This is a genomic window from Streptomyces phaeochromogenes (genome assembly GCF_001418655.1).
Taxonomy (GTDB): domain Bacteria; phylum Actinomycetota; class Actinomycetes; order Streptomycetales; family Streptomycetaceae; genus Streptomyces; species Streptomyces phaeochromogenes.
Window position 1 is genome coordinate 1 of record NZ_LIQZ01000475.1, and the last position, 11,960, is coordinate 11,960.

The 11,960-nt window shown below is 64.4% G+C and carries 9 protein-coding genes and 4 pseudogenes; 5 read left to right on the top strand and 8 right to left on the bottom strand.

The features are described 5' to 3' along the window. Both AOK17_RS43230 and AOK17_RS43235 read left to right on the top strand, forming a co-directional pair. Positions 1 to 182: pseudogene (locus AOK17_RS43230) on the top strand (hypothetical protein); the annotation flags it as partial. A 145-nt stretch (positions 183 to 327) separates the two neighbouring features. After that, entirely contained in the window at positions 328 to 1,053 is a 726-nt protein-coding gene (locus tag AOK17_RS43235) for a hypothetical protein (protein ID WP_055618129.1), read from the top strand. On the opposite strand, the gene AOK17_RS43240 is transcribed toward AOK17_RS43235, so the two are convergent. Together AOK17_RS43240 and AOK17_RS43245 are read right to left on the bottom strand one after the other, a co-directional pair. Next, positions 1,039 to 1,998 carry a hypothetical protein gene (locus tag AOK17_RS43240; RefSeq protein WP_055618130.1) on the bottom strand — a complete coding sequence of 320 codons (960 nt, stop codon included), beginning with the start codon at positions 1,996 to 1,998 and terminating at the stop codon, positions 1,039 to 1,041. The genes AOK17_RS43235 and AOK17_RS43240 overlap by 15 nt on opposite strands. Next, positions 1,995 to 2,366, bottom strand: a complete 372-nt coding sequence (locus AOK17_RS43245; RefSeq protein WP_157881521.1) for a hypothetical protein — start codon at positions 2,364 to 2,366, stop codon at positions 1,995 to 1,997. Before AOK17_RS43245 ends, AOK17_RS43240 begins: the two co-directional genes overlap by 4 nt. Before the next feature lie 610 nt (positions 2,367 to 2,976). Between AOK17_RS43245 and AOK17_RS43250 the strand changes: the two genes are divergently transcribed. Next, on the top strand, positions 2,977 to 4,059 hold the full coding sequence (locus AOK17_RS43250; RefSeq protein ID WP_055618132.1) for an ISAs1 family transposase: 1,083 nt from the start codon (positions 2,977 to 2,979) through the stop codon (positions 4,057 to 4,059). A gap of 147 nt (positions 4,060 to 4,206) precedes the next feature. Here the strand turns inward: AOK17_RS43250 and AOK17_RS51080 are convergent, their stop codons facing one another. The 3 genes and pseudogenes from AOK17_RS51080 to AOK17_RS53850 form a co-directional block, all read right to left on the bottom strand. After that, a complete protein-coding gene (locus tag AOK17_RS51080; protein WP_157881522.1) occupies positions 4,207 to 7,059 on the bottom strand; it encodes a COR domain-containing protein in 2,853 nt (950 codons plus the stop codon). After that, positions 6,995 to 7,975: an ISAs1 family transposase gene (locus tag AOK17_RS49450; protein WP_157881523.1), complete on the bottom strand. Its 981-nt coding sequence runs from the start codon at positions 7,973 to 7,975 to the stop codon at positions 6,995 to 6,997. Before AOK17_RS49450 ends, AOK17_RS51080 begins: the two co-directional genes overlap by 65 nt. A 26-nt stretch (positions 7,976 to 8,001) precedes the next feature. Continuing rightward, positions 8,002 to 8,193: pseudogene (locus AOK17_RS53850) on the bottom strand (transposase family protein); the annotation flags it as partial. On the opposite strand from AOK17_RS53850, the pseudogene AOK17_RS43260 reads away from it, so the two are divergent. Continuing rightward, positions 8,144 to 8,671: pseudogene (locus AOK17_RS43260) on the top strand (transposase); the annotation flags it as partial. The pseudogenes AOK17_RS53850 and AOK17_RS43260 overlap by 50 nt on opposite strands. A 932-nt stretch (positions 8,672 to 9,603) precedes the next feature. On the opposite strand, the pseudogene AOK17_RS43265 reads toward AOK17_RS43260, so the two are convergent. The 3 genes and pseudogenes from AOK17_RS43265 to AOK17_RS43275 all read right to left on the bottom strand — a co-directional run. Next, positions 9,604 to 9,867, bottom strand: a pseudogene (locus AOK17_RS43265) (guanyl-specific ribonuclease); the annotation flags it as partial. Positions 9,868 to 9,997: 130 nt separating this feature from the next. Then, positions 9,998 to 10,627 carry a dihydrofolate reductase family protein gene (locus AOK17_RS43270; RefSeq protein WP_055618134.1) on the bottom strand — a complete coding sequence of 210 codons (630 nt, stop codon included), beginning with the start codon at positions 10,625 to 10,627 and terminating at the stop codon, positions 9,998 to 10,000. A 169-nt stretch (positions 10,628 to 10,796) separates the two neighbouring features. Next, positions 10,797 to 11,639 (bottom strand): AIM24 family protein, encoded by an 843-nt coding sequence (locus AOK17_RS43275; protein WP_079053617.1) that lies wholly within the window; start codon positions 11,637 to 11,639, stop codon positions 10,797 to 10,799. Between the two features lie 168 nt (positions 11,640 to 11,807). On the opposite strand from AOK17_RS43275, the gene AOK17_RS52980 reads away from it, so the two are divergent. Next, a partial coding sequence (locus AOK17_RS52980) for an SDR family NAD(P)-dependent oxidoreductase (protein WP_245697745.1) occupies positions 11,808 to 11,960 on the top strand: 153 nt, incomplete at its 3' end.

The window sequence follows — 11,960 nt, forward strand, 5'->3', positions numbered from 1 at the left end:
CCGACCCCGGCGGCTGGGAGGCCGTCATCGACGTCCCCGACCTCACCACCCCCGGCGCCCGAGCCCAACTCCTCACCGACAACGGCTCCGCCGACCTGTACGGCGACGGCACAGAGGCCAGGGACCTGACGCACGCGGAGTGGAAGAAGTCGCGGGGGACCTGGTTCACGGTGACGGGCTGAGCCGATCCGGGCAGGCGGAGCCCGAGGTGCGACACCTGAGGGGCAACACGTGAGCTGATGAGCTGACCGGCGAAGGCAGAAGACCTGGGTGAGTGACACAGCTGCCCAGATCCAACCCCCGTCCCGTGTACTAACGTTCGCTTCCGTGAGAAGCCATCTGCGCATATGGATCGCGCTGGCGCTGTCCGGCGTCGGTCTCACCGCCCTCGTCGACCGGCTCGCGCCTTCCGCGCACGTCCTCGCCACCCTGGGCGACTGGTGGCCCCTCACCCTCGTGGCCCTCGGCCTCGGCGGCACCCTCCGGCTCCTCCTCGCCACCAAGAACGTCCTCCGCGGCCCTCTCGCCGTCGCCCTCGCCGGCGCCCTTCTCCTCCTCCTGATCCGGGACCCCCTCCCAGACTCCGTGCACCCCTACCTGTGGCCGCTGGCCCTGCTCCTCGCAGGCACGTTCATGCTCGTCAGCATGGCGGTCGCGGCGCCCACCGCCGACGGTCTGCTCGTGACACGCCTGGTCTCGGTGGCGGAGGCGAGGAGCGTGGTGTGGCCACGCGGCGAGTTCTCCCTCGCCACGGTCACGGCGGTCGCCAGCGGATGCGTGATCGATCTGCGGGAGGCGCGGTTGCACGAGAACCGCGTCGCCGATCGTGTCTGGCACGAGGCCCGGCTCGATGTGACGGCGGTGTTGAGCGGAGTGGATGTGCTGGTGCCGACCAACTGGGACGTACACGTGGAGCGCTACTCGTCCCGTTGGCGCCAGCAGCCCGTCTCGGCTCCGAAGGCCCCGGAGAAACCCACACTGCACATCAAGGCGCTTTCGGTGCTCGGCGGGATCGAGATCCGCAGGGTCGAGGAGATGTCAGGGACCCCCTGACCCCGCCTGACCGCCGGATCCGGCACTTCCGGTGTCGTACTCCACCGGGCTGGGCAAGGGATTGCGATCCTGCCGCGCCCACAGATCGGTCAGCTTCTCGTTGAGTTCGCGTTCCTTCTCGGTGTCGGTGGGAATCGCAATGTGCATTTCCTGCAGGAGCCTCATCCGGAAGACGTCGATCACGGCCGCGACCGTGTCTCCGTAGGTGGTCGCCGCGTGCACGGCCGCCCGGTAGGCGAACCACGACAGGACAGCGAAGGCCGCCGGCAGGAGCAGCCACCAAGAGTGGGTCAGCAACAACCCGGCCGTGGCGGCCGAAGTGAGGGCGAACGACAGGGACAGCCTGGCGGCGGTGTCGAGCTCGTTGCGGCTTGTGGAGACCGTCTGCAGTACGTCCTGGGGCAGGACGTGGTAGAGGCGAGGCCAGGTCAGCAGCGCGTCGAGCCCATAAGGGCGCCCCGCTCGCTCCTCCGCGGCTCGCAACCGGTTGCCCAGAGCCGTGGGCAGTACGGGTGCCCGGTGCGGCATGAAGGTGAGGCGGAATCGCGCGGTCGCGGCACGGGGGTCCTCGTACGCCAGGTGATTGCGCTGCCAGGTAAGCCTGGACCTGCGGTTCGCATGCACCCACGTCCTCATTCTGGCCAGCGGCCCGAGGGGTCCCGTCGGGCTGACGTAGCCCTCAAGGAGGCGGATGGAGGCGAGTTCCAGCGGCTGCAGCAGCAGACCGGCGACCAGCGCACCAACGGAGACTAGGACGGCACCGGTCCAGCCGTACGAACGGGCGTTGTCCAGCAACCTCTGCAGGCTGGGAGCGTGAGCGGGGGCACCGCCGAGGATCAGCGAGATCACGACGGCGAGGAGAAGTACAGAAGGAAGGATGTTGACGAACTTCAGCCGCGGAGTGAGATCGGCATCCGTGACTCCGAGCGCGCCCAGCTGGCTCATCGGCTCCCCCTGTGCTGGCCCTCGGGACAGCGGAAGAACGCAGGCGTGTGCTTCTTCTTGTCGTAGCGGTTGATGGGCTTGGTCGCCACGCAGTCGGACGTCGGGCACCGCACGTTCAACAATTTCTCGACGCCGCTTTGGGCCCGATACAGGTCGTCCGCATCATGGTCAGGACAGTGAAAGTAGTCGGAGGGCTCGCTCGGCAGGAACTCCGCCCACTGGCAGCCCTCCTCCCCCTTGCACGCCCACAGGTACAGCTCGTTGTCGGGCCATGGATATCCCGGAAGGATGGGACCGCCTGCGAGCAGCAGCCGTACGGACATCAGCAACCGCGCTGCCGCCCACGGCGTTGGTCTGTGTGACCGCATGGGTCCCCCTGCACGGGAAGGACGAAGGACCTCGAAGGTAGGCCCGGCGGAGGCACCGCGTCGAGTGAAGCGCCGCAAGGTCGAGTGGGAGCGCCGCAAGCACGGGGCCTGTGCAACAGCTGGTGACCGGTCTGGTGACTCGGTGCCGTCCTAGGGCGTCGCCCGGCATCCGTAAGGCGTCCAGGGCCCAGCTGACAGAAACACGCCAGCCGGTCCCTTGGGTATGGGATCGGCTGGCGCGAGACCATCAGAGCGTCACCCTGCGCCGCGGCAACGACCTCTACAACGTTGCTGTCCGAGACGGCGACGATGTAGAGCCTAAGCACCGAGACCAGTACAGCAACAGGGGCTTTGAGGAGTGTCGAGGTGCGTAACTCGTCGGCTTTGCATGGGAAGTGACGGCTTGTCGTATGCGTCGACGGTCGGCCCTGGGAACCAGCGCAGGCACGGCGCCGGTGATCATGTGGGTGTCGAATCCGTATGACCGCCGAGCGAGACCGTGCCTGCCTGTTCATCATCCCGCATACCCGCCGCCCTCGGCCTGCTGGGGTCACCCGTCCGCCCCACGGGCCCGGATACGGCCTCTGACCTGCGACGCTGCCTGAGCCGGGTGCCCGATCCACGGGCCCGACGCGGGGTGCGCTATCCGGTGACCGCGCTGCTGGCCGCGGCGGCGGCCGCAGTCCTGGCGAGCGCGAAGTCGCTGGTGGCGATCGGCGAGTGGGTGGCCGACGCACCCCAGCACGTACTCGCTCAACTGGGCTTCCAGACCGACCGGTTGACCGGAGTCATCCGTCCGCCTCACGCTGGCACGATCCGCCTGGTGCTGCTGGCTGTCGACGGCGACGTCCTGGACACCGCGATCGGCCGCTACCTGCAGGAGCGTCGCCCCGCGCCCGAACCGGCAGCGGCCGTGCGCCGGGCGATCGCGGTGGACGGCAAGGTACTGCGCGGCTCACGCACCCCGGACCAGGCCGCGACCGCACTGCTGGCCGCTATGGACCACACGGGCAGCGTCCTGGCCCAGCGACAGGTCGCCGACAAGAGCAACGAGATACCCGCCTTCGCCCCGCTGCTCGACCCTCTCGACCTGGAACGCACTCTGATCACCGCCGATGCCCTGCACACCCAGCACGCACACGGCGCCTACCTGCGTGAACGCGGTGCCCACTACCTCGCCGTCGTCAAGAAGAACCACCCCGGCCTCCACGACCGGATAAGCCGGCTGCCCTGGCGCGACATCACGCTCGACCACTACGACCGCACCCGCGCCCACCACCGCAACGAGATCCGCCGCCTCAAGGCCGCCATGTTCGACCACATCGACTACCCCGGAGCCCGCCAGGCCCTCCAAGTCGTGCGCTGGAGACAGGAGAAGACGAAAGGCAAGCTGACCATCGAGCGCGTCTACCTGATCACCAGCCTGCATCCCGGCGAGGCCACCGGCGCCCAACTCGCCGCCTGGATCCGCGGGCACTGGGGCATCGAGAACCTCCTGCACCACGTCAGGGACCGGACCTTCCGCGAGGACGACTCCAAGATCCGCACCGGGCATCTGCCCCGCACCATGGCCAGCCTGCGCAACCTCGCCATCAGCGTCCACCGCCAGGACGGCCACACCAACATCGCAGCCGCCCTACGCCGCACCGCCCGCGACTGCCAACGACCCCTGACCGCCCTCGGACTCACCTGACGAACCCGGACACAAGATCACTTCTCAATGACCCTGAGTACAGCAATGGCTGGTACGGCGTGGGACCTCTCCCCCTCGTGTCGGTCTGAGCCCGCCAAAAATCGTGTGCCCAGGGCTGGCGTTGCCCTCTTCGGCCGACCTCCGTGCTTATGACCTAGCTGACCCACCCGGCAATCGAGGTAGTGGTGGCTCATAGTTGCCGTAGTGCTCTGAACAAAGCCACAAATAGTCACCTGTATAAGCCAAAGCTCGCCGCAGTCCACAAAAGTGACGTTGCTCATCGAGGCTGAACAATAGCTCGCGAAAGCTTCGAAGTGCTGCTCCTTCAGCAGGAGACAGGGAAGGTTGATTCTGCCCATCTGGGACAGGATCCGCATTAACTGGACCAACTGCATCAGCGATTGACTTCATTAGGTCGGAGCTGTTTTTGATTCCTTCGGCACTAAATAGGCCTGCGAACCCACCTGAGATCGGCGCAAGCAAGGACACAACCTGAGCAGTCACTTGTAGATACGGCCCAACGGCGACCACCCACTCTTTCGCCGCCCTGAGCTCGTAAGGCTCACCTACAGGGTGAGGAGAGCTCTTTTCCTCACACCACAGCTCAAGCAGCAGCTTACTAGACCAAATCCGCCGCATGTCGAACGACCGAGGATCTACAGGCCGCAGAGTGAAAATTCTTGGACAGTCCATCACTTCAGCATTCGCAGCCCTTTGGTAAGTTAGAATCGCATGCAATGCTTGACTGACTTCCCCTCGCAAGCCACGCACTTCAGCGGCAAGGCTGATCTCCTCACGCAAAGGCGTAGCAGACGGGAACCCGACTAGGAGACGACTGACGTCATTCTCCGTTAGACACTCAGGACAGCGTAGTGCTTCATACCCCTGCGCCCGCATACGCTCGAGACTAGTCATTGGAAAAGTAGCCGTGCAGCGCCCAGAAACCGACTGAGTACCTATGCATGGAACTCTCATCTGATAGGTAATACCCGGCCAGCGTAGCCTAATCAGCTGCTCAACCGTATCTCGCAGGATGTCGAAGAGGAAGGACCTTGAGGCACCAAAGACCCTTACGGAGATTTCCGTGTCGGAAACTTGTTCAATGAGGGCACGTGCATCGTACTCGGGATGGGCTAGATAGCAACCTTTGCGCCACTGACTGTGACTGAAATGGCGAGTCCGAACAATCAGCCATGGAATAATTCCTGTAGGCGCATCCGAAAATGCACAATGAAAAGAAAGCTCATTATCCGGAGACCGATCGATTGGCCATGGCGCTTCGGGCCTGGAGAAGGGCACAAGCTGAGCAATCAGACTGGATTCATCTCCACTTACTCGGTAGGACACATCGAATTTTTCCATGAGCCTCAAGAGGTACGGGTGGAGCCATTTATCGAGGCGCCGTTCTCCAGAGCTCCAGATGCGCGCCAAATCTTCGTGCTGAAGCATGCCTGAGTTGCTTCGGAGTTGCTCATCTTCCAGGATATAACTGATGGCTTTTGTTAGCCACTCCGGCTGAAGGATCAGGATACTACGCAGATCGTTGTCTTCTGGGTAGTAGACGATATATCCCAGGTCGTTAAGTAGTGCCGCGAGTGCTTCAGCTTCGTCTATTTCTAGACCCCTGCGAGCACAAATGTAGTCAAATGTGCTACGCGTAATGTAGGCCTCTGTTCGATCAAATATCTCCTCTTGAACGTCCAGCCAGCTTTCAGTGATCCTTTCACCCATACGGGGCAAGCTAATCGCGATTTCGAGGAGCCGACTGGCGAGTTCATGAATTCCACTACCGGTCCGGCTGTCAACTCGAAGGGAGCCCGTGAGGATGTTCCCATACCTGGTTCTGAGCTCGGAGTAGTCAATCTCCGGCTGGCGTCCTTCGTCTGCAAATGTCGCAACGATTAGAGCGCGGGCCCTATCGCCGGACCTGATCTTGACTCGCCTCACCCATTCCTCAACCGCATTAGCTTCCTGCCCCTCCCTAGGGCGCCATGCGACAAGATAGATGGCATCTTTGCTAAAAAAGAATTGATGTGTAACTCGATAAACCTCCTGGCCGCCAAAGTCCCAGAACCTGAGAGAGATATCGCTGGCCGACCCTAGAATAGGTGACAGCTCCATCAGCTCTCGAGTGACCGGCAAGCGGGCCGTCTTTATCTCAATCCCGTGGGTCGTATCGCGATTCTCTACAAATGGATTTCCGAGCAAGGCTTCAATCATTGAGGTCTTGCCGACATTTCCCTCACCCACCAATATGACCTTCGCTTCGTATCGACGACCGCTATGAAGGGTTCTAAGGTAGGTTAGAAGGTTTCTCATGTCTCGCCGAGCCAAGCGATTCACAGTGTCACTGAAGAAATTTCCGTCCATCCTAATGAGAACGTTCTCGGGGAGGTTGCCAAGCTCATCGGACAGTTCGGCCAAATTGTTATCTGTTAGGTCGAGATATCGAAGGCTCGGCAACCTTCCTACCTCTACACCGGGACTGAATCCAGAATTCCTACCTACGCGCAGTTCTCGCAAGTTACTAAGATCGGCAAAATTTCCAGGAAGAGAACCTAGAAAGTTATTTGACAAGTCGAGCACTTCGAGTCGGGCGGCCTCCGTGATGCTAGGGTGAACTACTTCAAGGCCATTCCTTACTACACTCAGATTGCGCAGGTTTTGCAGAATCGAATTTCCGATATCAAGCACACTAATCCGATTCGCATCGAGATCGAGATCTTCCAGCTGTTGGCATCCATCAAGCTCTGCAGGGAAGACTGACAGATCATTCCGGCTGAGAATCAAATGCTTGAGGTTGGGAAGATGTCGAAATTCCGCTCCATTGAGGTGGGTTAGCGAGTTCCCAGAAAGTGAGAGTTTGGCCACGTTCTCTCTGTTGGGGTGGCCAAATATGATTTCTGGAACTTGACCTATGTCGAGATCTGCAAGATCAAGGAACCCACCCCGCCGAAGTTCGCTCAACCGCCTGGCTAGGGCGTCCTCGCTCGTCGCCATGCCCAACCTCCTCGGCACGCAATTGATCGTGTAGTAGCAACATGTATCGCCCTACTTGATTCCATGGTGTTCCCTCGCTCGGCTCAGCGCCATACAAATGACCGCTTGGCGATCCGTTAGGTAGGACCCGTTTGCGAGAGTCAGGCCTCGCCCTCCGCCTCCACTGGCGCATGTCGATGGTCCACTGCGAGCGCACGATCTTCGCGAGACGCTCGGGCGATGCCTGTCGGCTGGTGAGGTCGGTCAGCACGTAGACCGTCTCGCGGGTGCGTCGGCCGGTCTTCGCGCAGGTCCGGTGTCGGACGATCTTCGCGACCTGCGCGGCGTGCGGGAAGTCGATGCCGAGGGCGGTGACGGTCAGGACCTGCACCACCCGGGTCTCCAACCGCACGTGACCGTGGGAGCGGTCGTAGAACTTCGCCGTCGCCTTGTCCCAGGGCAGGGTCTTGAGCTGCGCATACAGGATCGGCTGGTTCATCTTGACGGTGAAGGCATAGTGCGCCCGTTTCTCCTCGACGAGGAAGCGGGCGTGTGCGCGCTGGGTGTGCAGGGCGTCGGCGGCCACCGTGACGCCGCTCGGGTCGTAAGGCTCCAACAATGCGGCGAAACAGGTGATTTCGTTGGTCTTGTCCGGCGCCCGCAGCTGCGTGACGGCCGTCCCGGCACCGGTCATCGCGGCCAGCAGATGTGCGGCTGGGCTGTCGCCGCTGCGCGAGCCACGGGCGCTCTTGCCGCCCACGGCCAAGGTGTCGGACCCGGCCGGGTCGGCGCCGAGCAGGTCGGCCAGGCCGCCGGAACAGGTGGCGTTGATGATCCGGCGGACAGTCGCCGTGCTCGGCGCGACGCGGACGGCGAACACGCTGGTGGTGCGGGCACCGAGCCGGGCCAGAGCCTCCTGCGGAGCGTTCTTGGCCACTGGCCGATCGCGGCGAAAGAGCGGACCCCGGCCAGCACGGCCGAGCACGCGATCAGCAGCACACTCACGAACGGGTGACGCTTTCCGCGCCGGTGCCGCGGATCAGCCAGCGTGGCCAGCCGCTGCGGCAGTCCCGGCAGTGCGCGGTGCTGACGCGAGGGCGACTTGATCAGGCAGACACCGGACCTGGCCGACCCCACCGCCGCGGCCAAGTTCACCCTGCGACGCCTTGCCCGCCGCTACCAGGACCTGGGGCGTGAAATCAGCGAGTACGACGCCGAGTTGACCGCACTGGCGGCTCAGGCCGCGCCGATGCTGCTGGCCGTCAACGGCGTCGGGCCCGAGACCGCCGCCCGCCTCCTGGCGGCAGTCGGCGACAACCCCGAGCGACTGCGCTCCGAGGCAGCCTTCGCCCATCTGTGCGGCGCCGCACCCCTGCCGGCCTCCTCCGGCCGCCGGGACCGCCACCGGCTGAACCGGGGAGGCAACCGGTCAACCAACGCGGCCCTCTACCGCATCGTGGTCGTCCGCATGCAGCACGACCGGCGCACCCGCGAGTACGTGGCCCGATGCACTGCGCAGGGACTGCAGAAGAAGGACATCATCTGCTGCCTCAAACGCTACATAGCCCGCGAGATCTTCAGGGCCTTGACCTGCGCAAACATCGCGAAGGCCGACCTTGCCCAGGCCGCTTGACAGGAGATAGGAGCTTCTCCGGTTCGGCAGGGCGACTTGAGAGGTCACCCGCACCAACCGGAGCTTAGTTGCGTACGAGACGGGCCGAGCACGGCGAACGCCCCCTTGTCGTCGCCCCCGCTCGGTCACCTCGAAGGTACGCGCCCTCGAAGTGCTGCCTTCGCTCCTGCGCGGCGACGGCCATGTGACCGTCGTCATCGCCCATGACCCCACGTCAGCGTTCAACGCGCGGCGTCCTCGAACTCTTCCACGAAGCCGGGATGCCGTTCATGGTCTGTGCACGGCTGAGGGACATCCCGCCCGACCTCATTCTCTCTGGCAGCGAGAACATCGACGTTCCGGCGAGCGAATGCCCGGTGCTGATATCCGGGAAGAACTTCGCGCGATGCTCCCCCGGCTCACCGCCGCCCGCGCCGAATGGTCCGCGCGGACCACTGCGACCACCAACGCCGAGGCCGCGTAATCTCTCCGGTCCATGGCCACGCCGAGGTCTGCGACTGCAGCATCACGCTCCTATGGATGTCGTGAACGCCCAGCTCAAAGGCGTCGTCCACCCCTCCCCTCCAGGGATTTTTCAGGGACTTTCAGCTCTGTCCGAGGGACTTCCGAGGGACTTTTTGCCGCCTGACACGGCAAGCCCATGAAAGATCAGAAAGGGCCTCCGTCGCAGATCAGAGGCCCTTTCCCAGGCAAAACCGCAGGTAGCGGCAGACGAGTCAGGCTATACGCCGGGTTCTGTTCGAGACGCCACCACTCTGGATGTCCCAGCCAGCACTTCCCAGGATGAGACTCCCCAGTCTCCAGGGAGCTGCTGTTTCCTTAAGTAATCGGCAATCAAACTCGACCCCGAATCGACCCCCACCGCTCCAACTGAGCCTAGGTCATGGCTCTGAGCTGCAGAAATACCCTTGAACTTCGGTCAAGAACTACAACTCGTGGTAGTACCCGGTGCTCTGCGAGGGCAGGATGCCTTCCCTGTTCTGGAAGACGCTGCCGTCCTGGGAGTAGGGGTAGGGACCGCCCTGCTCGATGAGGTCGAGCGTGTCGTGCGCCTGGGACGGCAGCGAGCCGTAGCAGATGCTGCCGACGGCGGTCACCGCCGCGTTCGCGGGAACCGTGGCGGCGCCGCCGATGAGCAGGGCGGACGTGAGGGCGACCAGAGCGCCGATGCGAGTGGTGCGTGGGGGGAATCTCATGCCCTCTAGCATGACGCGCGTAGACCATGGCATGTCAATGTCAAGGACGGTCATTTCGTCCCGCAAGTCGGATGAGTTTTCCGGGAGTTAACCTCCGACACGAGACCCCCGCACGGGAGCGTCCCGGCCGCTACGCGCTCCCCTCCGGCAGCTCGTACGTGCCGTACTCCGGGCGTCCTGCCAGGTCGTACGTGTGGATGGCGACGCCCTTGCTCGTGAGCCGCGCGCCGGCGTGCCGGAACGCGGTCGGCACTGCGCCCTCGGCGAAGAGACGGCGGCCCGTGCCGAGTACGACCGGGAAGGACAGCAGGTGCATGGTGTCGACGAGGTCGAGCGCCAGGAGGGACTGCGCGAGAGCGGCACTGCCGTGGACCTGGAGCTCTCCCTCGGTGTTCTCCTTGATCGCGGTGACCTCCTTGGCGAGATCGCCGCCGATCACCGTCGTACCGGCCCATTCGGGCCGCGTGATGCTCGACGAGGCGACGTACTTCGGCAGGGAGTTGAGCTTCCCCGCGACCGGGTCGGCCGTGTCGGTCACCTTCGGCCAGAACCCGGCGAAGATCTCGTACGTGTGGCGGCCGAGCAGGAAGGCGCCCGCGCGGCCGAAGACCTCGGTGATGAACTGCCCGAAGTCCTCGTCGTCGTACGGGAAACTCCAGCCGCCGTGCTCGAACCCGTCACGGCGGTCCTCCTCCCGGCCGCCCGGGGCCTGGTGGACGCCGTCGAGGGTGACGAAAGCGGTGAGAGAGAGCTTGCCCATGGCGTGCCTTCTTCCGGAGCGGGTGTCCTGTCATCAGCTCAGACCGTCTTGGCACCCGCAACTCATCGGCCGGCCGCCGATGGATCTGCCCCGCCCGGTTCCGGGGGCGAACCAGGTGCGTCCGGATCCATTCCTCGTACGTCCGGATCCGGCCCGCGCGCCTTCCCGGCTAGCCCGCGTTCGTCGAGAACAGGCCGCCCGTGGGGCCCTGCTTGTCGCCGCCCTGGGCCTTTCTGAGGGCGTTGGCCAGGCTCTCGATGGTGAGCGACTGAAGGATCACGCGGCCGTTGCCCTCCAGGGTGGCGAGGGAGAGACCCTCGCCGCCGAAGACGGCGTTCATCACGCCCTGCCGGTTGAGCCCGCCGACGCGCTGCACCCCGTACTGGATGCCCTCCTCGAAGGCCACGACACAGCCCGTGTCGACGTCGACACGGCCGCCGAAGTCGGCGGGGTTCAGGTCGATGAAGTTGCCGGCGCCCGCGATGATCACGGTGCCCCGGCCGGTGAACTTCTCCAGGACGAAGCCCTCACCGCCGCTGCGGCCGGTCTTCCCGCCCTGGAAGGCGATGCCGAACTCGACGGTGGACTCGGCCGCGACGAAGGCGTCCTTCTCCGCGAACCACGCGCGCGTGCCGTCCAGCTCCAGCGCCCGCATCTCACCCGGCAGCACACCCGCGAAGCCGACGGTGCCCTCACCGCCGGTCGACGTGAAGTACTGGAACGCCAGCGACTCGCCCGCGAGCGCGCGCTGGCCGACCTGCATGGCCGTGCCCATGGCCTGCCGCAGCATTCCGCCCATGCCACCGCCGGCGCCACTCGCACCGCCTGTGCCGCCCGCGCCGGCCTGGGGCTGGCCGCCGCCGCCCGAAGGTCCGGAGAGCCGTGTCTCCATGGTCACGTTCGCCGTCTTGAACAGGAACTTTCCCGCCTCGCAGTACACCGTCTGACCGGGCTGCAGGCTGACGACCGCCATCTGCATGGCGTTGCCGACGATCTCTTGCTGAAGAGTCACGACGGGAGAACGCTTGAAACGGAGGGGAGAGTTCCGGGCGGCCTCCGCATGGGTGACGTCGCGTCCGGGTGCGGGTGCGGTGCGGGTCACGTCGTGCGCCGGAGCGCTGGGGACCTCGGTGTCCGTTCGCCGCCAGCATTCCACCGGGCCGGGCGCTGGGATGGACCCATGACCTCACAAGCAACCATGAACGGAACCGTGGCCCTCGTGACCGGCGGCAGCCGCGGGATCGGTGCCGCGACCGCGGTGCGGCTCGCCCGGGAGGGTGCGGATGTCGCCCTGACCTACGTACGCGACAAGGAGGCCGCCTGCGATGTCGTG

Bases quoted from the DNA above. Each gene is read 5' to 3' on its own strand.
- AOK17_RS43245 (WP_157881521.1), bottom strand. From the start codon at position 2,366: ATGCGGTCACACAGACCAACGCCGTGGGCGGCAGCGCGGTTGCTGATG.
- AOK17_RS43270 (WP_055618134.1), bottom strand. From the start codon at position 10,627: ATGGGCAAGCTCTCTCTCACCGCTTTCGTCACCCTCGACGGCGTCCAC.
- AOK17_RS43240 (WP_055618130.1), bottom strand. From the start codon at position 1,998: ATGAGCCAGCTGGGCGCGCTCGGAGTCACGGATGCCGATCTCACTCCG.
- AOK17_RS51080 (WP_157881522.1), bottom strand. From the start codon at position 7,059: ATGGCGACGAGCGAGGACGCCCTAGCCAGGCGGTTGAGCGAACTTCGG.